At 64.6% G+C, this 21291-nt stretch carries 28 protein-coding genes; 16 read left to right on the top strand and 12 right to left on the bottom strand.

Annotated elements, in window-relative coordinates:
- Positions 1 to 4 precede the first annotated feature (4 nt).
- Complete coding sequence (locus tag O1A05_RS08570; RefSeq protein ID WP_270104824.1) at positions 5 to 688, bottom strand: sulfite exporter TauE/SafE family protein; 684 nt, start codon at positions 686 to 688, stop codon at positions 5 to 7.
- 137 nt (positions 689 to 825) lie between these two features.
- Here O1A05_RS08570 and O1A05_RS08565 point away from each other — a divergent pair, with 137 nt between their 5' ends.
- Both O1A05_RS08565 and O1A05_RS08560 read left to right on the top strand, forming a co-directional pair.
- Complete coding sequence (locus tag O1A05_RS08565) at positions 826 to 1665, top strand: SurA N-terminal domain-containing protein (protein ID WP_270104823.1); 840 nt, start codon at positions 826 to 828, stop codon at positions 1663 to 1665.
- Positions 1666 to 1740: 75 nt separating this feature from the next.
- Entirely contained in the window at positions 1741 to 2805 is a 1065-nt protein-coding gene (locus O1A05_RS08560) for an LLM class flavin-dependent oxidoreductase (protein ID WP_270104822.1), read from the top strand.
- On the opposite strand, the gene O1A05_RS08555 is transcribed toward O1A05_RS08560, so the two are convergent.
- Positions 2802 to 3347 carry a GNAT family N-acetyltransferase gene (locus tag O1A05_RS08555; protein WP_270104820.1) on the bottom strand — a complete coding sequence of 182 codons (546 nt, stop codon included), beginning with the start codon at positions 3345 to 3347 and terminating at the stop codon, positions 2802 to 2804. The genes O1A05_RS08560 and O1A05_RS08555 overlap by 4 nt on opposite strands.
- 40 nt (positions 3348 to 3387) lie before the next feature.
- On the opposite strand from O1A05_RS08555, the gene O1A05_RS08550 reads away from it, so the two are divergent.
- Entirely contained in the window at positions 3388 to 3963 is a 576-nt protein-coding gene (locus O1A05_RS08550) for a 1-acyl-sn-glycerol-3-phosphate acyltransferase (protein WP_270104819.1), read from the top strand.
- Between the two features lie 34 nt (positions 3964 to 3997).
- On the opposite strand, the gene zapE is transcribed toward O1A05_RS08550, so the two are convergent.
- The gene (gene zapE, locus O1A05_RS08545) at positions 3998 to 5050 is read right to left on the bottom strand and encodes a cell division protein ZapE (RefSeq protein ID WP_270104818.1); all 1053 of its coding nucleotides are present in this window, start codon (positions 5048 to 5050) and stop codon (positions 3998 to 4000) included.
- A gap of 71 nt (positions 5051 to 5121) precedes the next feature.
- Here zapE and O1A05_RS08540 point away from each other — a divergent pair, with 71 nt between their 5' ends.
- A complete protein-coding gene (locus O1A05_RS08540) occupies positions 5122 to 5871 on the top strand; it encodes a helix-turn-helix transcriptional regulator (protein WP_270104817.1) in 750 nt (249 codons plus the stop codon).
- Positions 5872 to 5967: 96 nt separating this feature from the next.
- Positions 5968 to 6765, top strand: a complete 798-nt coding sequence (locus O1A05_RS08535; protein ID WP_270104816.1) for a VOC family protein — start codon at positions 5968 to 5970, stop codon at positions 6763 to 6765.
- An 8-nt stretch (positions 6766 to 6773) separates the two neighbouring features.
- Here the strand turns inward: O1A05_RS08535 and O1A05_RS08530 are convergent, their stop codons facing one another.
- Positions 6774 to 8537, bottom strand: a complete 1764-nt coding sequence (locus O1A05_RS08530) for a GNAT family N-acetyltransferase (RefSeq protein ID WP_270104815.1) — start codon at positions 8535 to 8537, stop codon at positions 6774 to 6776.
- A gap of 45 nt (positions 8538 to 8582) precedes the next feature.
- On the opposite strand from O1A05_RS08530, the gene O1A05_RS08525 reads away from it, so the two are divergent.
- Positions 8583 to 9368 (top strand): alpha/beta fold hydrolase, encoded by a 786-nt coding sequence (locus O1A05_RS08525; protein WP_270104814.1) that lies wholly within the window; start codon positions 8583 to 8585, stop codon positions 9366 to 9368.
- A gap of 50 nt (positions 9369 to 9418) precedes the next feature.
- Positions 9419 to 9859: an alternative ribosome rescue aminoacyl-tRNA hydrolase ArfB gene (arfB, locus tag O1A05_RS08520; RefSeq protein WP_270104813.1), complete on the top strand. Its 441-nt coding sequence runs from the start codon at positions 9419 to 9421 to the stop codon at positions 9857 to 9859.
- 158 nt (positions 9860 to 10017) lie between these two features.
- Here the strand turns inward: arfB and O1A05_RS08515 are convergent, their stop codons facing one another.
- Positions 10018 to 10347 carry a hypothetical protein gene (locus O1A05_RS08515; protein WP_270104812.1) on the bottom strand — a complete coding sequence of 110 codons (330 nt, stop codon included), beginning with the start codon at positions 10345 to 10347 and terminating at the stop codon, positions 10018 to 10020.
- Positions 10348 to 10525: 178 nt separating this feature from the next.
- On the opposite strand from O1A05_RS08515, the gene O1A05_RS08510 reads away from it, so the two are divergent.
- The 4 genes from O1A05_RS08510 (at position 10526) to O1A05_RS08495 (ending at position 13480) form a co-directional block, all read left to right on the top strand.
- Entirely contained in the window at positions 10526 to 10891 is a 366-nt protein-coding gene (locus tag O1A05_RS08510; protein WP_270104811.1) for a PadR family transcriptional regulator, read from the top strand.
- The gene (locus O1A05_RS08505; protein ID WP_270104810.1) at positions 10888 to 11925 is read left to right on the top strand and encodes a hypothetical protein; all 1038 of its coding nucleotides are present in this window, start codon (positions 10888 to 10890) and stop codon (positions 11923 to 11925) included. The genes O1A05_RS08510 and O1A05_RS08505 overlap by 4 nt, the downstream gene beginning before the upstream one ends.
- Positions 11915 to 12436, top strand: coding sequence for an RES domain-containing protein (locus O1A05_RS08500; protein WP_270104809.1), 522 nt, complete (start codon positions 11915 to 11917; stop codon positions 12434 to 12436). The genes O1A05_RS08505 and O1A05_RS08500 overlap by 11 nt, the downstream gene beginning before the upstream one ends.
- Positions 12437 to 12571: 135 nt before the next feature.
- Positions 12572 to 13480 (top strand): macrolide 2'-phosphotransferase, encoded by a 909-nt coding sequence (locus tag O1A05_RS08495; RefSeq protein ID WP_270104808.1) that lies wholly within the window; start codon positions 12572 to 12574, stop codon positions 13478 to 13480.
- A 169-nt stretch (positions 13481 to 13649) separates the two neighbouring features.
- Here the strand turns inward: O1A05_RS08495 and O1A05_RS08490 are convergent, their stop codons facing one another.
- Positions 13650 to 14129 carry a GNAT family N-acetyltransferase gene (locus tag O1A05_RS08490; RefSeq protein ID WP_270104807.1) on the bottom strand — a complete coding sequence of 160 codons (480 nt, stop codon included), beginning with the start codon at positions 14127 to 14129 and terminating at the stop codon, positions 13650 to 13652.
- 139 nt (positions 14130 to 14268) lie between these two features.
- On the opposite strand from O1A05_RS08490, the gene O1A05_RS08485 reads away from it, so the two are divergent.
- Positions 14269 to 14553 (top strand): hypothetical protein, encoded by a 285-nt coding sequence (locus O1A05_RS08485; RefSeq protein ID WP_270104806.1) that lies wholly within the window; start codon positions 14269 to 14271, stop codon positions 14551 to 14553.
- Positions 14554 to 14556: 3 nt separating this feature from the next.
- Entirely contained in the window at positions 14557 to 15072 is a 516-nt protein-coding gene (locus O1A05_RS08480; RefSeq protein ID WP_270104805.1) for a hypothetical protein, read from the top strand.
- Between the two features lie 501 nt (positions 15073 to 15573).
- On the opposite strand, the gene O1A05_RS08475 is transcribed toward O1A05_RS08480, so the two are convergent.
- Genes O1A05_RS08475 through O1A05_RS08465 form a run of 3 tightly spaced genes read right to left on the bottom strand, consistent with a single transcriptional unit; the run spans position 15574 to position 17043 of the window.
- Complete coding sequence (locus O1A05_RS08475; RefSeq protein WP_270104804.1) at positions 15574 to 16173, bottom strand: PIN domain-containing protein; 600 nt, start codon at positions 16171 to 16173, stop codon at positions 15574 to 15576.
- Between the two features lie 15 nt (positions 16174 to 16188).
- Positions 16189 to 16716: a helix-turn-helix domain-containing protein gene (locus O1A05_RS08470; RefSeq protein WP_270104803.1), complete on the bottom strand. Its 528-nt coding sequence runs from the start codon at positions 16714 to 16716 to the stop codon at positions 16189 to 16191.
- A gap of 39 nt (positions 16717 to 16755) precedes the next feature.
- Entirely contained in the window at positions 16756 to 17043 is a 288-nt protein-coding gene (locus O1A05_RS08465) for a hypothetical protein (protein WP_270104802.1), read from the bottom strand.
- A gap of 133 nt (positions 17044 to 17176) precedes the next feature.
- On the opposite strand from O1A05_RS08465, the gene O1A05_RS08460 reads away from it, so the two are divergent.
- A complete protein-coding gene (locus O1A05_RS08460; protein ID WP_270104801.1) occupies positions 17177 to 17446 on the top strand; it encodes a hypothetical protein in 270 nt (89 codons plus the stop codon).
- Positions 17447 to 17802: 356 nt separating this feature from the next.
- On the opposite strand, the gene O1A05_RS08455 is transcribed toward O1A05_RS08460, so the two are convergent.
- Positions 17803 to 18594: a hypothetical protein gene (locus O1A05_RS08455; RefSeq protein ID WP_270104800.1), complete on the bottom strand. Its 792-nt coding sequence runs from the start codon at positions 18592 to 18594 to the stop codon at positions 17803 to 17805.
- A gap of 261 nt (positions 18595 to 18855) precedes the next feature.
- Here O1A05_RS08455 and O1A05_RS08450 point away from each other — a divergent pair, with 261 nt between their 5' ends.
- Positions 18856 to 19107 (top strand): hypothetical protein, encoded by a 252-nt coding sequence (locus O1A05_RS08450; RefSeq protein ID WP_270104799.1) that lies wholly within the window; start codon positions 18856 to 18858, stop codon positions 19105 to 19107.
- Positions 19108 to 19181: 74 nt separating this feature from the next.
- Here O1A05_RS08450 and O1A05_RS08445 read toward each other — a convergent pair whose 3' ends face one another.
- Entirely contained in the window at positions 19182 to 19499 is a 318-nt protein-coding gene (locus tag O1A05_RS08445; protein ID WP_270104798.1) for a hypothetical protein, read from the bottom strand.
- 142 nt (positions 19500 to 19641) lie between these two features.
- On the opposite strand from O1A05_RS08445, the gene O1A05_RS08440 reads away from it, so the two are divergent.
- Positions 19642 to 20067, top strand: a complete 426-nt coding sequence (locus O1A05_RS08440) for a hypothetical protein (RefSeq protein ID WP_270104797.1) — start codon at positions 19642 to 19644, stop codon at positions 20065 to 20067.
- Between the two features lie 14 nt (positions 20068 to 20081).
- Here O1A05_RS08440 and O1A05_RS08435 read toward each other — a convergent pair.
- Positions 20082 to 21274, bottom strand: a protein-coding gene (locus O1A05_RS08435; protein ID WP_270104796.1) for an IS3 family transposase whose coding sequence is annotated in 2 segments (ribosomal slippage) — positions 20082 to 20987 and positions 20990 to 21274 — 1191 coding nt in all. Because the reading frame shifts where the segments join, the coding sequence is not laid out codon by codon here.
- Positions 21275 to 21291: the final 17 nt, after the last annotated feature.

The raw sequence follows: 21291 nt of genomic DNA, 5'->3' as shown, positions 1-21291 counted from the left end.
ATGCTCAAGCTTCACGATTTTTGCAACAGAGCCGGCGCAGCCGCTGCCCTGCCCAGGCGCCAAGTACGATACCGAGCACGCAGCCCAGCCATCCCCACCAGGGGAAATCCGGCGGCGTCGAGCCCAAAATCAGCCAACGCGACAAGCCCGCAGCCACGCAGATGACGATCCACAGCGGTTGCATCGAGGCGGCGAAGGAGAGCATCGGCCAGCGCGAAAGCACCCCGTAGATGGTCATGGCTGGTCCGCCGATTCCGGCCAGGACGGTGCCCGCCCCAGCGATCGCCCCGGTGAGCATTTGCGGAGTTTTTCCCCTCACAGTCACCGTGGCACGTTGTAGTGCTAGCGAGGCACTCAGTCCGATCAGCACGATCCCGCCCACCAGCAGGTAGATGATGGCGGAATCGAACCACCGTCCGGCCCAACTGGCGGCGGGAATGATCAGCACAGCCGGCGCTCCGATCCAGACCACCGCGGACCAATCCACGTGACGCCACATCGAGGGCAGCATCACCACGGAGGCCACGATGGCCAGCAGGGTCGTCAGCATCACCCCGGCGTGGGTGCCCAGCAGGATCACGAAAAACGGGGTGACGAGCATGGCGAAGCCCAGGCCGGTGAGGCGCTGGAGCACGGTGGCCACCACCACGAGCAGGACCACGAGCAGGGTCATCATCAGAGAAGTCATGAGCGCTCCCCAGTCTAGAGGTCATGGCATTTTCGGCTGAGAATCGCCTGGGCACCGGCTGAATCGTTTACCCAGTCTGGGCTGTTAGGTTCGCCCCTGAACCATGATCCTGACCTGACAAAGGAAGTGTTGCCATCATGTCCAAGAAGCTGTTGCTGAGCATGGCCGCCGTCGCCGCCGCTCTGAGCCTGGCCGCCTGCGGTGCCGAGGGCGGGGAGAACGGTGAGGGGGCTGCCGACGGCGAAGCCACCGCTGCCGAGGGCGCCGAAACGCAGATGCCCGAGCCCGATACCGAGAACATCCCGGATGTGGTGGCCACCGTGAACGGCCAGGACATTTCCGGTGAGGATTTCACTGCAGCTTTCGAAGGACAGTTCAGCCAGATGGCAATGCAGGCCCAGATGTCTGGTGAGGAAGTCGACCAGAATCAGATCAAGGCCGACACCCTGGAGCTGATGATCGGCAATGAGTTGTTGCTCGCCGACGCCGAGGAGCAGGGCATGACCGCCAGCGACGAGCAGGTGGATGAGTTCCTGGCCGAGCTGGCCACGCAGAACCAGCTGGAATCCACCGACGATCTTCTCGCCCAGTTCGAAGAGCAGGGCGTATCCGAGGAGGAGGTCCGTGAGGACGCTGGCAAGCAGGTTCAGCTGGACCAGCTGATTGAGTCCCTCGACGTCGAGTCTCCGAGCGACGACGAACTGCAGGAGCTCTACGACCAGCAGATCGCCCAGCAGGAGGCCATGATGCAGGGCGCTGAGGAAGGCGCAGAAGGCGAGGAGTCAGCCGAGGACAGCGCCAGCTCGGAGGAGCTGCCCACCTTCGAGGAGCTCAAGCCGCAGCTCGAGGAACAGGCCATCGCCCAGAAGCAGAACGAGGCGGTCAACGCTCACGTGGAGGAACTGCGCGCCGATGCCGACGTCGAGAAGCATCTCGATACCGGTGACGCCGAAGCAGGGACCGGCGCCGAGGAGTAATCGCACCCCTTCAGCAAACACCCCCATATGACGACGGCGGAGCGCCGGGTCTGGAAGTGTCGTTAAGCTTGCGCTATGACCACTCCCGCATCCAGCCTCCGCCGTCTGGGTTTCCTCACCATCGGACTGTTCGATCCCGACGACCCGCGCGCCGGGCATGAATCCACCCTGGAGATCATCGAGCTCGGCGAGCAGCTGGGATTCGATAGCGCCTGGTTGCGACACCGGCACCTGCAGTTCGGGATTTCCTCACCGGTGGCGGTGATGGCGGCGGCGAGCCAGCGCACACAACGCATCGAACTGGGCACCGCGGTGACTCCCCTGGGCTGGGAGAATCCGCTGCGACTCGCCGAGGATCTCGCGACGGTCGATCTGCTCTCCGGCGGACGAGTGAACCCCGGTGTCAGCGTGGGCGCCCCGATGCACTACGACACGGTACGCGAGGAGTTGTACCCACAATCTGCTGATGTGGAGGATTTCAGCAAGGCCCGGGTGGAGCGGTTCGCCCGGTTCGTGGCTGGGGACTCGGTGCGCGAATTTTCCGGCAAGCAGGGCGTGGTCGAGGAGTTCTCGCAGCGGGTTGAACCGCACTCCTCCGGTCTGCGCGCTCGGCTCTGGTACGGGGCCGGGAGCCTGGACTCTGCCGTGTGGGCGGGTCAGCACGGCTTCAACTTGCTCAGTAGCAGCGTCGTGTTCCCGGAACCGGACGAACTGGACTCTGCACCCGATTTCGCCGCGGTACAGGCACGCCAGATTCGCGCGTACCGTCAGGCAGTGGCGGAGTCGGCCGCACCGGTGAATCCGGGCCGGGTGTCGCAGGGCCTCGTCGTCATCCCCACCGATTCGGCGTCTCCGGAGCAGAAGCGTCGCTACGAAGACTACGTGGCGGAGCGGTTGCCGCGCACCCGTCAGCCGCAGGGGCCGCGCGGGATGCTCTTCGCCCCGGATCTGGTGGGCACCTCCGAACAGATCGCCGAGCAACTGGCCGTCCACGCCGGCTTCCAGGAAGTCGATGAGGTCGCTTTCGCCCTGCCATTCAGTTTCGGCCACGAGGACTACGTCCAGATTCTCACCGACATCGCCACGCACCTCGGTCCGGCACTGGGGTGGCAGCCCGCTCGGCCCGCGACCACCAGCTAGCCGGTGAGGTCTTCCCACTCAAAGCGGGTAACGGTGCCGGTTTCCCAGTCGCGTCGGAGGATGGCATAGGCCACCGAGGCAAGCGGTGCACCACCAGCGACCGGCCAGGCTTCCCGATAGTGGGCTTCCTTGAGCCAGCCGCAGCGCAGAAACAGGGTGCGCATGCCAATATTGTCTTCCCTGGTCTGCCCTTCGAAGCGGGTAACGTTCGGCAGAGTCTCGAAGACGTGCCGGGTGATGGCACGCAGGCTGGCCTCGCCCAAACCGTGTCCGCGATGCTCGGTGGCCAGGCGCAGGTCGAACACGGGCGAGGGATCTTCGAGGTCCTCGAGCCGGACGATGCCGATGCGACCGTGATCCTGGTGATGCAGCCAGTACGAGTCGTTCTCATCGTCCCGATAGTCGCCGTCGTCAATGTCTTGCTCGACCTGGGCACGAGTCAGGCGTGGACGCATGTGGAAGGGAAACTCGTGGCCGGTGAGGAACGCGATGAGCGCCTCCCGGTCGGCTCCGGTGGGATCTAGTCGGCGCAGAGTCAACATGCGTCCATAGTGTCACGGCGGATGCGCTAGCGTTGGCCTCATGATTCGACGCGCCCTTGCCCGCACCTTCTGGGCCTGCAGCCGCTGGACGCTGCGCACCGAACCTGCCCCCGAGAAGCCCACCGTGCTGCTGGGTGCCCCGCACACTTCCAACTGGGACTTCGTGCTGATGCTCGCGATCGCTTGGCGGCTAGATATTGACGTGCGCTGGCTGGGCAAGAAAAGCCTGTTCCAGGGCTGGCGCAGACCGATCATGCGCGGGTTGGGCGGGATTCCTGTGGATCGCGACGACGCCTCGCGGGTGGTCGAGGAAGTGGTCGCCCAGATCCGCGCTGGCGAGGTGTTCGGACTGGTGGTCACCCCCGATGGCACCCGCAAGGGGCACGCGCACTGGAAGTCCGGCTTCTACCGGGTGGCCCGCGAGACCGGCATGCCGGTGACCCTGGGCTACGTGGATCGCACCACCATGACCACCGGGCTCGGCCCGAGCTTCGAACTCACCGGAGACGTCTCCGCCGATATGGACCGGATTCGGGAGTTCTACCAGGACAAAGCCGGACACACACCCGAGCACCGGGTGGAGCCGCGGCTGCGAGACGAGTCCGGGTTGCGCTGAGCCGGGTTCAGCTCTGCACGATCTCGGCGAGGTCTCAGGCGCCGACGCCAGCGCTGGTGCCCCACAGCAGGGCCAGCCGGCTCTGGGCCCGGAAGAGATCAGTGGGCGGGTCGTCGATATCGATCAAAGCGTCCCGCGACACGGACGAGCACACGATCAGGGCGCGGTCGCGGTCCACCAGTACATCGATCAGGGTCACCCAGCGCTGCCGGGCGGCGCGGCTGAATCCGGAGAGTGCCGGCACCCCGGTGATCACCCAGGTCTCGAAACGATCCGCAAGATCGAGGAAGTCACGGGTGGTGGTGCGGGCTTCCAGCAGGTCGGCGAAATCGAAGCAGATCTCGGCCTCGCGTGCACATCGGGCGCGCAGTGCTCGGTGGCCTTCCAACACCTCGGTGGCTTCGTCGTCCGCGGGAGCCGCAAAGCCGAGCTCGGCGAGCGCGGTATCATGATCGCCGTCCGGTGTGACGTCCACCCAAGTACCGGAAGCGAAACCGTGGTCGGCGCCGGAATTCTGTTGTCGGTAGTCCACGCCGCCGTCGAGAGTACGCACCAGCAGATGCTCGCGCACCGTCTGAATACCGGGCACGACGACGTGGTGATACATCGGATTCGGCAGCAGCGCCTCGGGCTCGTAGTTCGAGGTGATCAGCATCGGCACCCGACGCCGCACGCCTTCTGCGAGCAGTGTATTCAGCAGGGCCGCGCTGCCGGGGTCATGTACGTGCAGTTCGTCGAAAAACAACAGCCCGGCGCCGTCGAGCAAGGTATTCACCGTCTCGTTAATGGCAGACCGGGTGCTGGCGTGGGCGCCAAGCTGGCGCTGCAGCTGCCGGAAAAACTCGTGGAAGTGCACGCGACGCTTCGCCGACTCCGGCATCGGCGCTTCGTCCACCAGCGTCGTCATCAGCCAGGTCTTGCCGCGTCCAGCCGGGCCGTGCACGTAGAAACCGACCGGCCCAGACTTTTTCGGCTTCGACCCCAAAAACGCGCGCACCGACTCGGCCAGATCACGCTGCTGCGGATCCAGGACCCGGGTGCCAAGTTCGGGGTGTGAGCGATCGACGAGGGAGGGAGTAGGGTGCACGATTCCTCATGCTAACCAGCGGCGCACGCAAGCACTGTGCGAGATTGATCACACAGGATAGGCTCGGGCCTGTGAGGACAGCGCATCTCGCTCAGCACACCCCCAATCTCGCTTCTCTGGTCCCGTTGGCTCAGGAACACTACGCGACGCTCACCGTGGGGGACCTGGCCGATCACGTGGGCTACAGCCCGTTCCACTTCACCCGCCTCTTCCGTTTGCGCACCGGAGTCACTCCAGGTCAGTTCCTCACCGCGCTGCGCATCGATGCGGCGAAGCGCCTACTCCTCCACGACGACGACGCCGTGATCGACGTGGCCGCAGCGGTCGGCTTCGATTCACTATCCAGCTTCAGCCGCCGCTTCCGCAGCGTGGTCGGTGTGGCTCCCGGACAGTTGCGGCGCCTGGCCCACACCATTGCCGACCGGCCGCCGCGCCCCTTCGCCCTGTGCCGGCCGACCGCACAGTCTGTGCGCCTCGATCTGGAGCTCCCGGAGGATTTCAGCCCGCGCGGAGACGCCTATCTGTGGATCGGGTGGTATCCGCAGCCGGCACCGCTCGGATTGCCCGCCGCCGGAGTCTTGGTCCAGAGCGTGCGCCACCTGAGGCTGCCGTTGTGCCCGGGCGCCCCGTTCCTGCTCGGCTTCGCCGTCGCCGCTGATGCGGACCCCAGCGACCAGCTCACCCCGACTCAGCCCATGGTCGCCGTCCACACGACGCCGATCACCGCCAGCACCTCCGTGCGCCTGCGCTTCAGCGACGACCCCGCCGACCCGCTGCGACTGCCGCTGCTCAGCGCCCTGCCGGTACTGTGCCAGCGTTAACAAGACTGCGCACGATCGGACAAACATCGCCCCCGCCCCGTCCCTAGGCTGAAACCACACCGACCGCTCGGCCACCCACTCTCAAGGAGCATCATCATGGAACGCACCACCGGCACCACCACCTGGGTCGATCTCGGCACCCTCGACTTCGCCGCCGCCCAGCGGTTTTACGCCGACCTGTTCGGCTGGACCTTCGAGGATATGGGCGAAGAGTTCGACCACTACCACCTGATCCGCAACGACGGCGCATTGGTCGGCGGCATCATGGACGTCTCGGACATGACCTGTCCCGACGGCGAACCGCTGGCGTCCGAATGGGGAGTCTTCCTCGCGGTAGATGACGCCGAGGCCCGCGCCGCCACCGCCGAGGCTCACGGTGCCCAGCTGGTCATGCCGATCCAGGACATCGGGGCCTTGGGACGCACCGCGACCCTGCTCGATCCGACCGGCGCGCTGATCAGCATCTGGCAGCCCGGAGAGCTTCAAGGCTACGACTTCACTATGGCCACCGGATCCCCCGTCTGGTTCGAGCTGATGACCCACCACTTCGACCAAGCCAGCAACTTCTACACGCAGGTCTTCGACGCCAACCTGGTGAGCATGTCCGAGTCCATGGACGACAACGATTTCCGCTACGTCACCAACGGCCCCGAAAACGAAGCTTCCTGGGGTTTGGGCGATGCCACCGGGGTGATGCCCGAGGAGGCCGCCGGCTGGCGTATCTATCTGGCGGTGGACTCCTGCGATGCTGCCGCCAAGCGCATCCAGGATCTCGGCGGCCGCCTGCTAGATGGCCCCGTCGACTCCCCGTTCGGCCGCATCGCCACGGTGTCCGATCCCACGGGCGCCACCTTCCAGATCTGTGCGATGTCCGAGGCGGTCCCAGAGGGCTGACCGAGCGATCACAGCACCCGCTTGAACCCGAGGTGGCTGTCCTCGTAGCCGAGTCGACGATAGAAGACATGCGCCCGCGAGCGCACCCGATCGGTGGCCACCTGGGCCAGCACGGCGCCGCGGGTCTTTCCATAGCGGTGGGCCCATTCGATCAGTGCGGTGCCCAGCCCCTGCGAGCGCTCGTCGCGGGCCACGCGCAGCCCCTCGATCTGCAACCTGGTGGATCCGTTGCGCGTCAGCCCCGGGATGATGGTCAGCTGCATGGCGGCGACGACGCGGGCGTGCTCGTCCCGGACCACCGTGAGGTGATGCGCCACATCCCGGGACAGCGCGTCAAAGACCTGCTCGTAGCGTTCCAGGTCTTCGCTCTCGCGCGCCGCTCCCAGTTCATCGTCGGCCAGCAGCGCCACGACGTCGGCAACCTCGCTGCGGCGGGCCCGCCGCACCCGATAGCGGCGGGACCCGACCCGCAGCAGACCGCTGACCGATGCGTCGGCACGGGCACGCACGGTGCGCACCAGGGCGTCCAGCCAGCCGCCCACATGGAGGCGAGCCTCGTCCGTGTCCGGATACCGACAGCGCAGGTGCAGCCCGGAGCCATCGAGGATGAACCACAGCATCACCCCGTCGGAGCGGATGGAGGCGCCCACATACTGGGCGTCCAGCCCCTCCGAATCGACGCGGACGGGCAGCCGGCGCAGGTCGAGCCAGGACACCGCGAACATGCCCGGGGCTTCGGGCATCCCGCCCCAGGGCTCCATCACCTCGGCCAGCGGCCAAGACCCCAGCTGAACGGCTTCCCGGACGGCCGCCGCGCACGCACGCGGGTCGGGATCGGCAGATTCCAGCACCGAGTTGGCGATGAACCATCCCACCGAGTCATGCCATGTGGAGTCGTAACGGCTGTGCACCGGAAACACAGCCCGCAGCGGCTGGCCCACCAGCTCGCGCGTCACCTCGGTCATGGCCGAGACGATCTCCGACAGCGTGGAGACCCCGTCTTCATGTGCTTGCTGGGCCAAGGCGGCGCTGTCGTCTACACCCAGGACATCGCGCACCTCGACCCGCTGGGCCTGCGGCACCGGATCGCCGAGGGGCAGCGGAAAACGCGGCATGCTGCCTCCGCTCGCCTCGATGGTCTCGGCCCAGCGGCGGTGCACCTGGTGTGGCGCCTTGGGGCGCTCCGCCAGCGAACGCGTGTGCTCGACGAACGCCGGCACACCGACGGATGCCAGCTCCGCCGCCTCCTGCCCCGGGTCCAGGGCGCACAGCAGATCGCGCAGGATCACCAGCATCGACCACATGTCCACGTGAGCGTGGTCCGAGCCGATGATCACCGTGGGCCGCAGTGCCGTCTCCAGCAAGCAGAGCCGATGCGACGGCGTCGAGAATGGCGTGCAGTGGCGGTCGAGTACGTCTCGAACCGTGTCATTGACCTCCTGGCCGGTGCCCACCGGATGCTCCGTCCACTGTCCCGGCTCCACGTCGAGCTCGTGGAGATGCAGCCCGTCGTCGTCCTGAACAAAGGCGGTGCGCAGCGTGCCGTGCCGGGCGATGACCGCCAACCACACCTCAGCCAGTCGCTCGCGGTCGACCGGCTCGGGCAGGGTGAAGCAGATGGCCATCCAGGAACCGGGTCGATCCCCCGCGGAGACGTGACGATGCTGGTCGAAGGAGATCGGCAGCCGCACGTCGGTCCGGCGGACCCGGACGTCGTAGCCCAGCAGCCGTCCGAAGGGCAACCGCAGATGAGCGACGTTCGAGAGCCTCATACCGGCTTAGAATAACAGCAGCGGCATCGACGATCGGGGGCGACCATGCAGATGTTCTCGGTACCCGGAGCCAGCCTGGCCGGCGAGTACAGCGACGAGGGCGGCCCGGCCGTGGTTCAGCTCCATGGGCTCACCTCCAGCCGCACGCGCGACCGGGTTCTCGACCTCGACCTCGGCCGGGGCCTCAGCGGGACCCGGCTGCTGCGCTTCGATGCGCGCGGTCACGGAGAGTCCCACGGCCGTCCCGTGGCAGAGGACTATCAGTGGACCCGGCTCGCCCAGGATCTGCTCGAGCTGCTCGAGCACCGCTTCCCCGGTGAGCCGGTCCACGGCGTGGGCCCCTCCATGGGATGTGCGACCCTGCTGCACGCAGCGGTGCTGGAACCGGATCGCTTCAGCGGATTCACCCTCGTGGTGCCGCCGACCGCGTGGGAGACCCGCAGGAGCAAAGCACACGACTACCACCGGGCCGCCGACCTGGTGGAGCGCCACGGCGTAGAAGCCCTGATCCGCGCCGAGCGCATGGCGCCGTCGCCTCCGGCCACCCAAGGGTCCCCGGAGACGGCTCCCGACGTCAAAGAGTCGCTGCTGCCCTCGGTGCTGCGCGGCGCCGCGCTGAGCGATCTGCCCTCGCACGAGCGGCTGGCCGCACTGGAGATTCCGACGACGATCCTGGCCTGGGCCGACGACCCGGCCCACCCGGTCTCCACCGCCCATGAGCTGGCGCGGCTGTTGGACTGCCGGGATCTGCGCATCGCCGCCACGCGTGACGAGGTGGCGCAGTGGCCGAGCGTGCTGTTCCAGGACGCCCATCATCCGCGCCGACGCTGACGCGCCGCTCACGCGGTGAACCAGACGAGAGACCACGACAGGAGGCGAGTGTGGACCATCTCAGGATCGTGCCGGGACCCGGCGCGCCGGGAGGCCTCACCATCCAGGCCTCGGAGCTGACCGAGCAGTTCTCCCGCTCCTCGGGTCCGGGCGGGCAGCACGTCAACACCACCGATTCCCGGGTGCAGCTCAGTCTCGATCTCGCCACCACCACCGCCCTGTCCGAGTGCCAGCGCGAGCGGGCGCTGCGCGCGCTGGCTCCGCGGCTGTCAGGCACCGTGCTCACGGTCAGCGTCGAGGAGCACCGCTCCCAGCAGCGTAACCGCGTCACCGCACGCGAGCGCCTCGCGGAGCTACTTCGGGAAGCGCTGATCCCGCCGGTTCCGCGCCGTGCGACGAAGCCGACACGCGGCTCCCAGCGCCGACGTCTCGAACACAAAAAGCGGCGCTCCGACATCAAACAGCAACGCCGCCGACCCCGCGACCAGTAAAACGAGCACAGGGCTGCTATGACTGGTCGGCCCAGTCCGGCAGCCCCTGCTCGGCCAACTGCTGCCCCAGCTGTTCTTGAACCTCCACCGGAATTTCCATGCCGGTGGTCTCTTCGAGCTCGACGTACACTTCCGAGCCGACGAACTCGCCCCATTCCTCAGCCTCCGGGTGGAATTCCCAACCAGCCCAGCACCGGGTACACGTTGTTCACCAGCGCGGTGAAAGGCACGAAGCTCAGGCAGAACGCCAGCACGGTGACGACGACGAAGATCGGCCGGTAGACGCTCGGCCGTACCACCGTCTCGATCTGCAGCAGCTGTCCCACACTCATCAACATCAGGATCACGCCAAACAGTGCGCCACCGATGAAGCCGCCCCAACCGGCCACCTGCGGGCTCCAGTTGGATCCGCCGATCAGCATGGCCGAACCGATGCAGAACTGGGCGACGGTGAGCGGAATGACCACCAGAGCGATCGCCGCGCCCACGAGTCCCCCCGAAATACGCCAGTGCGATCACGATGATTCCTTTGAGCATCTCTCGTGGTTCTCTTCTCTGGGCGCTCATGGCGCGTCTTTTCTCCACAACCATTGCATGGATGTGATCACATTCATCCACCTCGCTCAGCCCTGCTAAGTCCACTAGATATATTTCATACTTAGGTACATGACAGATGTTCAGCCGCAGTGGCCCAACTCGTGGATTCGAGCCGTCATGGGCACCGCGGTACTGGCCGTACTGGCGAATCAAGACCTGCACGGCTATGCCATCGGGGAACACTGGAAGGCCCGCGGCCTGGGTCGGCCCAAGGGCGGATCACTGTATCCCCTGCTGTCCGCGCTGGGAGAGGAAGGTGCGGTGGAGACCGAATGGACGCACAGCGAACGCGGCCCGGGACGTCGCATTTATCGCCTCACCGAGCCTGGTCGCTCCCGGCTCGCCCAGGAAGTGTCGTCATGGGAGCAGTTGGTCGTCACTCTGCGACCTGAAACGCCGTCCGCATCGTCCCCGTCGAAGGAGGAATCACGATGAGCAGCACGGCACAGACTATTCCCGCCGCCATCCAGCGCATCGAAGAAGCCCGGAACCAGCCCACCGACGGTACCTGGGCCTGGCACGCGGTGGGGTCGATGGTGATGGAGGACGTCGTCGAGCAGCGCATTGTCGAGGCGCTCAACGAGACAGCCGATCAGCTGGCGGCGAGTCAAGAGACACCGGAAGCTCTGTTCGGCTCTCCGCGGGCTTGGGATCGCGACCAACGCGCACGCTGGCGCGAGGAAGGAGTGGACATTACCGCGGCTTCCCGGACGACCGCTCGCGACTTGGTGGTAGAGACCTTCGTGATCTCCAGCTTCTTCGCCGGCCTTTTCTTCCTCTACATGGTGATATCCGCTTCCTGGGGCGATCGTTTCACCCTGTCACTGGCGCTGGCCCCGCTGTTATTGGCAGCGGTCTGCCGCGCGACGGAAGCGATCTTCACCACGCAGCGACGGGCCCGTTCACAACGATGGGGTGTGCTGGCCGCCGTGGCGACAATCGGAGTCAGCACGGCTGCCATCGTCGGTATTTTCAGCATCACCAACGCCGTTGATCTGAACATCAATGTACTGCTCGGCTTGCTCGGCGTCACCGTCATCAGTGTCTTCTTCGCGTGGGCCACCGCGAAAATCTGGCCCGGACCGCAGCAGCACGCGCCCAGCCCCACTCCGTCAAGCGAGCAAGAATGGCTCGACGCTCTCGGCACCGCCCTGCGTGCTCGCGGCGACATCACCGACGCACGAGTCCGCACCATTGTCACCGAGGCACAGTCCCACGCCCACGAATCGGAACTGCCCCTGAGTGAGGAATTCGGCCAGCCCCCCCGTTATGCGGATCAGTTTCAGCCCGCTCCACACGTGCGGCACCGGCGTATAGCGTGGATGTACACGTGCGTGGCTGCCCTCATCGGTATCTACAACATCATTGCCCTGGTGGAGGAGAATGCAAGCTGGTGGGGTGCCGCCTGGTTCGCGGTGGCGGCTGTCTCCGCCGCTCTTGAATGGCGGCGGGTCGCTCGTGAGCGCTGACGCCTCCTTCTTCACCGACATCTCCGGGACGTTCTACAGAGCCGTCGAGGCCCGATTCGCCGACGCCGTCTTGAAGGGATCACATGCGCCGGGACGCTATTCCTCGCGGGAAGAACCCACCTTGTACCTCAGTTCCTCGGTGGACGGGGTCGACGCCGCGATGATCAAGCACGCGGCCCGCGCTGCACCGCAACAGGTGTTGCTGGAGTTCGCGGTGGAGGCCCATCGCATCGCCGATCTACGCGACGCCTCGGCCATGGCGAGTATGGGAGTCGATCCGCAGGAGGCCTTCGGCGACTGGCAGGCAGCCTTGGCCGAGGGAGCGACGCCGCCGTCGTGGCGAGTGCGCCGTCACCTCGAGGCGTGTGGAGCGCAGGGACTGATCGATCCGTCCCGTCAACGACCTGGCCTGTGGCATCTGACTCTGTTCGCCTGGAACCGTGAGGGCGCACCCACGGTCAGCGTCACCGATCGGCGCACACGCCGAGCCGATTCCCGCTCGGTTTACTGAATTCGAACCGCCGCCCGCGGGGAAGAGCGGTCACGCCCAACTCGATGTAGCCGATCGCGAGGTGTCACCAGCCTACGAAGGATCAAAGCCAGATGACCATGGCAGCCGCGCCACGCTCGTGACAGACTAGGCGCCATGGATTCCGCCGCAGACGCCACGGCCATCACCCGCCTCGCAGCCGAGCACAACCTCGACGTCGACCCCGAAACGATCACCGTCAATGAGCTCGGCCTCGATTTTCGTGTGGCGATCGTCGACGCCGTTGATGGTCAGCGCTGGGTGCTGCGCATCCCTCGACGCGCCGAGGTGATGACCCGGGCCAATATCGAGGGGCGCGTGCTGCAGCGCGTCGCGCCTCACCTGCCCGTCGCCGTTCCGGACTGGCGTATTCACACTGACAGGCTGATCGCCTACCCGATTCTGCCGGGCGAGCCGGGACTCACGTTGCAGCCCGATGGCACCCCTGTGTGGCATTTCGACGAGCACTCCCCCGTCTTCAGCGACAGTCTCGGCACGCTCCTGGCTCGCCTACATTCCATGGCCCCCGCGACGGTCGAGGATACGGGCATCACCGCACTCACCCCGAGCGAGCATCGCGAGTCCATCCGAGAAAACATCGACCGCGTCGCCCGCGAGTTCAGCATCGCGCCGAGCCTGCAGGGCCGCTGGCTGAACTGGCTGGCCGACGACAGCTATTGGCCCAACCGATCGGTCCTCACCCACGGCGAGATTTACCCGGCCCATCTCCTTCTCGACGGCGAACAGATTCTCAGCGTTCTCGATTGGACCACCGCCGCCATCGGCGATCCGGCCCAAGATTTCGCCTTCCATCGGGCCAGCGTCTCCGACGCCGCCTTCACGGAAACCGTGCGCCGTTACGTCGCAGCCGGCGGAGAAGCCGGGCCCCGGTTCGCGGAACACTGCACGGAGCTATTCAGCCTCTCCCCACTCACCTACGCACTCTTCGCCCTGACAACCGAGGACCATGAGCATCACGCCGCCGCTGCCGCCCAGCTCAACCCCGCAGATGGCGACCTCCCATGACCCACTCAGCCTCCTCCATCTGGACGAGACATTCATGTCCCTCAGCGAGCACCGTGATCAATGTCGGGGCCTCAGTTTGAGTCTTGCCCGGATTCCCGGTTAATCAGCCCACCGGGTCCAGGTCGGTCACGCAGTCCCGCACCGTCTGCGTCCGTCTCCTTCGCAGAACTCACTGGCAGTTCTTCAGCCATCGGGTCTCCCCCTCGACCACCACATCGATCTCGTGCATCCCCAAGGAACGCGCCACGTGCTGAGAGGCACGGTGGTCCGGGTGGATGAAGGCGACCACCTCGGAAACACCGGCGTGGACCAAGCCATCCAGGAGTAACCGCGCTGCCTGTTTGGCGAATCCGCGACCCTGCCACTCCCGACCGATCACCCAGGAAATCTCTGCCGCTTCGCCGTCTATGGGCACCGTTGCTTGAACGTAGCCCACCGGCTGGCCGTCCAACAGCACGATGCTGTTGATCCACCGTTCGTTTCCGCCCGGTGAATGCCCCACCACCTGCGCGGTATACCGGCGGGACAGTTCTTCCTCCGTGGGAGGTTCTCCGCCGATGTAGTGATACAGCGACGGCGATGACAGCACGCGCATCATGACCGACGCGTCCTCCACCGTCAGCGGTCGTACCGTGATCGTCTCGTCCATCTGCGTCCTCGGCTGCTCACCGATGCCCCTCATCGGATCATGGAACCACAGCGTACAACCCGCCAGAGTTCCTGTCGCCGCCTCACCGCCACCCATCCACCCTGGCTGATCTCATCGTCGGAACGCTACCGTGGACCGCATGTCTGGTCTGAGCCTCGATGACCTCCTCTCCCTGGAACAGCAGGGGTGGCGCTCGCTATGGGACTCGCGCGGCGACACCTTCTACGGGTCGCTGATGACCACTGACGCCCTCATGATCCTGGTCAACGGCATGGTGATGGATCGCGGTCCTGCAAGCGCCGATGTCCTCATCACGGTTCGAGAGCTGTGCCGGCGGTTCCCGGACCGGGTGACGGCTCTCGTAGGAAATCACGACGACTGGTTTCTCGACTGGCTGGACGCCGATGACGAGGACTTCTCCTGACTGATGGGCGATGCTGACCTCGGCACCGTGAAATCCTTCCTCGACCCACTCGAGCTCGCACGCGCACTGGGGCACGAGGATCCCAGTAGTGACGCGTCCACGCTCGACGGACCGACGATGAACCACAACATCAAACGAGCGATCCGCGCGGCGCACCCGGAACTGATCCAATGGCTGCGCAGTCTGCCGCGTGTCCACGAGACTGAAGACCACATCTTCGTGCACGCCGGCGTCAACGAGGAAGCAGCGGAGCTGTGGCGTGCGGCGACGCCGGACGACGTTCTCACCGAGAAGTTCCCTCCGACGTTCGGGCCGTTCGTCAAGACCGTTATCGCCGGCCACATCCGCACATCCGAAATGCACGAAGACGGCTCCTATGGCACATTCCACGATGGTGACAGCCACTACTACATCGACGGGTCGGTCGAAGTCACCGGTCGATTGAACGTCCTGCGATTCTCGGCCGCTGATGGGACATACGAGTCCTTCGTTGCCGGGCCGGACAAGGAGATGGACTGATGCCTGATATTCGGTGCTGCGAGCAGAGGCCGGATGGCGAGGGTTCGGCTAACGGTTGGCACCACTACGCCTGATCCCATGCGTCCGACGACACTTCGACGAGGCCTGGTAGAGACGTTGTCGACACCTGGAATCACCTAACAGCCCGGTGGGGTAGGCAGGACGGGCCATTCGCGACCGAAGACGATGGATGGCTCCTCGCGTGAGGACTGTGTTTGTCAAGGGATGACCCCGGGCAGACTGCCACCGCACATGCATCTGAGCTCGTTGGCTGGTCCCAGCAGTGCCTCTCATCGCGATCAAGAGGTGTCGACTTTTGCGCCGACGGGTCTGTGGTAATGGCGCTTCTCACCGCATGGAATTGAACAGCCATCGCGTAAGTCGGAGCGTTGTCTCACCCATCCTTGGAGAGTGTTTGGCTCAGAACGCGGCTGACTCTCGCTGCCCCGTCAGGCGTGCTCCGACACACCACGCCTGCGCCGGGGTCTGGCGCGAGCGGGCTCAGCCGAGGGCTTCTCGCAGCCCTGGCGCTGCAGACAGCAGCTCCACGGTCTCGATCATCTTGTAGCGGTCGTCGAAGATCGTCAGGAGATCGGCCGCGGTGAGCTTCGGACCATGTCGTCCACTGCGGTCGCAGATCGCGATCACCGCCCGGCACGACTGCGCCAGATGCGCGCGGACAGTGTCATGGACGAAGTCCCGCGCCGTCATTGCTCGAACTGTTGCCGGCAGCTGCGAGGCGGGGAAGTCCTTGAGGTTCTCGGTGACGATCACCTCGGCACCGCACATGATCGCGGCGGCCAGCACATGCTCGTCATCGGGGTCCGGTAGACCATAGGTGCCCTCGAGCGGTTCCCAGTCGGTGACCAGAGCGTCGTCGAAGGCGGTCGACATCTGACCGATCAGGCGCTCGGCAGAGCGTTCCGCCTCATCGGCAGGTGTACCGCGCTTGGTGAGCTTCTCGGCCTCATGGAAGACGAGCTCGTCCAAGATCGCGGTGCTCCACTTGGGGGAGTACGTTCTCTCAGCTGCCAGCGACAACAAGAAGTCACGCTGCAGGCTGGGCCAGAGCACGCTGGTGTCGAGAACGGCGGAAAACATGACACCAGTTCTATTTCAGTCAGCCTTCGATGCCCGGCGCTTGGCAGCGACCGCCTTGCGGGCCCGGCGCAGGTCGGCCAGGGTCTGGTCGATGTCGCTGGTTTCGTCGACCTCGATCGAGAGCCCGTCGATGGCCGCGTACTGTGCCTGTCGACGCCTTTCGCGGTAGTCGAGCACGTCCGTCAAGGCGATCCGGCGGTGCGTACCCGAGCGCGTGTAGGGCAGCTGTCCCTCGTCGAGGGCCTTGATGAGCGTGGGCCGGCTGATCCCCAGGAGATCGGCGGCTTGCTGAGTCGTCAACACCTGTGAGGTCGGCGAGACCGTGACCGACAGGCCCTTGCGCATTGCGTCCACCACGTGCAGCAGGACCTCGTAGACCTCTTCGGGGAGCTCGACGGGGTCGCGGTCGCCACCGCCGACCAAGTAGTGCCGGGGCCGAGGGTCCAGAGCCTCCTCGGCGGTGAGCGCGTCATAGAGGTGGCCGAGCTGCTGCTGGTCTCCGGCGACATGAGTCGACGGGGCGAGGGTCTCTTTCGCGGACATGCCGACTCCTCATCTGCAGTAAGCGGAAATAGATTGCGTTTACTTCGAATAGTTTAGCGCAGACTGCACGTGCTCACAAGCTGCGGATTTACGATAGAACCCATTCAGCCGGTAGCAATTGACGCATTGCAGGGTGGCCAGGGCGGTGTCGCGATCGCCGATGTTCATGCCGAGAATGAACACGCCGAGCAAGATCCCAGCAGAGGTCCAGGCAGCACCGGCACGGCCAGCGCGAACCGTGTTACGCAACACCAACAGGAAATCGGGCCCCGGCACCACGATGACCACCAGGCAAGTTGCGGCGAACGCAAGCAACTGAACAGTCATGTCGAGCTCTCTCCTTGTACAACATCTACCGGGTCATCTTTAAGTGGTTCGAGCGCCATATGGGTACGGACTGCCGTGTGACGACGTAGGCGATCAGTGTGAAGGTGAGTGAGTCTCGGATGTCGATCAGCTCTTGCGGAATGTCCGCATCGCCGACGGAACTCCCCAGCTAGAGCTGCAGTCCCGAGTCGTCGCTCATATCGACGTGCCAGAACTGCGTTCTCAACTTGAGGGTGGGCCTCTGCTGGACCACCTCGAAACCACCGAAATCGGCCCCATCGATGGTGACCGGTTCCAAGCCCGCGATGGATTCCGTGCCATCAGCACTGTCGTACTGGGCTCGAAGAAACTCTATCGAGGTAGCTGCGTCGACGCCGGGAATGCACCGTCGTCCGTTGGCTGAGCAGATTCTGAAGCCGCCGAGGGCTCATGGCTCTCCGTCCGCGTTGGGGTGGTATACGTCGAGAGCGTCTCAGTTGCTTCGGGGGTCGTCGAATGTTCGCTCCCGTCTGACGCCCCATCCGCACAACCGGTCAGCGAAAGTGCAATGACGACACCGGCGAGATCTCCGGTAGTAGTTGTTCTCGTCATGAACCCGTCACCTGGTTCCGGTGATCCACAAACTTTTCGTATCCGACTTCGAGTACCACTTGTAACTCAGTCGGACTGTCCGCCCAGTCCGATCAGCGTCGACTTCTCGCCCGGCCCGCAAGCGCGTGAAGATCAGTGAGTAACCCGCTCCCTCAGCCAATCGGTGGTTCAGATTCCCAGGTCATCAGCGAGCTGGACGAACCACCGGCGCTGGTACGCCGGCAGATCGCTGTCCAAAGCCGATCGTGTGCCGCGCACGACGAAATCTCGAGTCCACACGCCTCGCTTCACCAGTCCAGGCACGACCACGGTGCGGATCGGATCATCCCCCGCCGTTTGATCAGCCTGCATCAACGACGCACCCTTCACGCCACGCACGTCGAAGAGTCGCGCAAACACCTCTTTGGTGACGCGCGGCCTCGCCAGTAGCCAACGCAATAGCGGCTTCCCGGGCGCGTCAGCCCAACCACCGATGATCATGAGCACGGCGCCTTCGTGGCGTGGTGCCTCGACGAGACCGGCTTCGATCCACTCGTACATCACCGCCCTGCCGCGATTGCGATCCCAGTTCTTGGGGCTGACGGCAAAGTCTGCCGACCACTGCTCCACGAAGATGGCAAGGTCCCCGGGAAACAGAGCCGGGTAGACCCACTCGGTGAACGTGTGATCTTCCGGCACGGGCCAGACCTTCGCCGCTTGGGCGGGATTCTTAGCACCGAGCAGCACCGTGGTGGCGGCGTCCCAATGTTCTTGAGACAGACGCCCGGCCCAAGCATCCACGAATTGGTCGGTGCCGCCAGGGTAATCATCACGAACATGGCGAAGCCACGCGGCGACCGTTGACCCCGAAGAAGCACTCAGAATGGCTTTCGCCTGCGCGACCAGTGGCCGGCACATCGCCCGCCGCGTGCGTTCGTCGTGCGCCACCAGGCGCGTCGCAAGTTCGGTCGGACGTCCCACGGTCAGGAGACCTCGTATCGAGTCAACGGTATCCACCGCCTCATACTATCGAGACGTCCGCAAACACAATCTCGGGCATACAATCAGGACACATGGGCGACGAGTACTCAGTGGCCCTCTCCGACTCGAAGAATGCCAAGTCCGATGAAGACCTCAGCTGAACCGGTGGCAGAGCTGGTCGATCCGATCGCAGATTGAACCCGTGCGGCACTTCAACAATTTCGAGCGACCCACAGTATCGATGCGTGCCTCGTTGCCCTGGTGATCTCCGGTGAGGGGTATCGCCCCTACCTCGCGCTGACGGAGCATGGCGAGGACCAGTTGGATCTGGCCGGTAGCCGGTTCGCGATCGTCGAAGATGAGATCCTGGCCCGAACGGAGCCCGCGTTCGAAGCGCGAGGATTCCTGCACGACATGGTCGACGACGAATCGGAAATCGAATTCGATCGGCGACTGGCATCCGTGGAAGCGGTGCCGCGCCGTCTCGACGCGGGGACTGTTCGGCCTCGGTGAGGACCGTGCCAGAGTGCTCCTGTTGGTCGCGACGAAGCCACCGTCCGATTCCGAAGCCGAGACGGGACGACGCCTCAACCCGGCTGGCCCTCTCTTGGATGCCTGGCTCGAAGAAGCCGCCGAAGGGGCCTGACCGGGTCGCGACGTTCCACCATCATCAGGTCGGAGAACTGACCCTCAGTTTCGAGGAACTCCCCCTCAATTCCGCGCCGTCGGTCGTCCTCTCCGCCTGCATCGGAGAAATCGCCTCCCCGACGGCGGAACTCCACCGGAATACGTTTCGGATAGGTATTCAACTCGCCGATCAAACGCGGGAAGATGGAAAGCATGTGCGCTACCAACCTATGGTCGATCAACTCGGCCGCATTCACACCCGAGTTCACTCGGTTCACCGCTGACACCTTCGGCGTTGCTCCAGCTCCCTCCAAGGTGCACATCTCCTCCGGCCGAGTGCGCAACTTATCCACTGCCTTCACCCTCACCCGGCGGATGTGCGACTGTGACACACTCGTCGGGCGTCGCAACGATTCCCCCGTGGACGGCGAGATCAGTGCCCAGGAGTGGCTCACGTGGCTGCGCGAGCTCCCCTCCCATGTGCCACACGTCTCGCGCATCGCAGTCATGCGCGCATGGAGTCCTGAGGATGACGTCATTGCACCGACCCGTGCGCGTGGCATCCGGATCGACGAACTCAGCGAAGACGTCCTTCGCGATATCCGCGACGACAACCTGCTGACGATCAACTACCCGCGTACTGCGCAAGATTCTCAGCAGGGGAGAAAACGATCACACGTTAAAACAGAACTCCACCGCATTCCGGTACATACCAACCTCTACCGGTGTCAGCCTTACCAGGTGTTTAGAACTTTGTCTCCCGGAGAGCTACTTACTTCTTCTGCAAGTAGTTGCCACATTGACACCATGGGCGACAAAGTACCGAGGGGTCTGCTGCACGTTTAGGTGACAGGTTGTAGTCACGCCGCGAGTGCGACGTTCGTGTTCATGATGGTCTCGAACTCGATCGGAGTCAACCTGCCCAACCGGCGTTGACGACGACGGCGATGGTACGTCCGCTCGATCCACGTCACCATCGCGATACGCAGCTGCTCACGGGACGCCCAGGAGCGGCGGTTCAGGACGTTCTTCTGCAGGAGCGAGAAGAACGATTCCATCGCCGCGTTATCTCCGCTGGAGCCGACCCTGCCCATCGAACCGACCATGCGATGACGGTTCAAAGCGTGCAGGAATTTCTTGCTTCGAAATTGAGATCCTCTGTCCGAATGAACGATACAGCCAGCGACATCACCGCGCATGCGTACAGCGTTCTCGAGAGCCTGGACGGCGAGTCTTGACTTCATTCGGGAATCGATCGAGTACCCCACGATTCGGCCGCTGCAGGCGTCTTTGATTGCGCAGCAGTAGAGCTTGCCTTCGCCGGTTTTGTGTTCGGTGATATCCACGAGCCATAGCTCGTTAGGAGCGTCTGCGGTGAACACGTGACGTGTCCGGCCGTGCTCGTCGACCACGGCGCAGAAATCGTCATGAACAGCCGGACCCGGCTTCCGCCCTTTGCCTCTCCCTGGCTTCCCAAACACGCTGAACCAGCCGTTGGCCGACGTAACCTTCCACGCCGTCCGGTCTGACATTGGCTCACCCGCGTCACGGGCTTCATCAGCGAGAAACCGGTGCCCGAACTCGGGGTCGTCCGTATGCGCGTCGAACAAGGCGTTTGCGCGATATGCCTCGATGATCTCGCTCGGGGCGATGGGATTCTGCAGCCATCGGTAGTAGGGCTGGCGAGAGAGCTTCAAGACCCGACACGTCACCGTCACAGGGATCCCTGCATCGGCGAGCTCTGTCACGAGCGGGTAGAGCCTTTTCCCGGCAGGTTCGCCTGTGACAGATACGCTGCCGCACGTCTGAGGACCTCGTTCTCCTGCTCCAGCAGCCGGTTCCGCTTCCGCAACTCGCGGATCTCCGCCGCCTCCGCTCGAGACTGCCCTGGCTTCGCCCCTTCATCGATATCGGCGCGACGCATCCACTTCTGCAGTGTCATCGGGTGGACGCCGAAGTCTCTCGCGATCTGCTCAATCGTGACACCGGGCTCACGGCTACGGGCGACGCGGACCACGTCGTCACGGAACTCTTTCGGGTAAGGCTTAGGCACGATGCCATCCTTCCAGG

It is taken from the genome of Citricoccus sp. NR2, from assembly GCF_027594385.1.
GTDB lineage: Bacteria > Actinomycetota > Actinomycetes > Actinomycetales > Micrococcaceae > CmP2.
The sequence above is the reverse complement of the archived record's forward strand: the minus strand, read 5'-3'. Positions and strand labels throughout refer to the sequence as shown.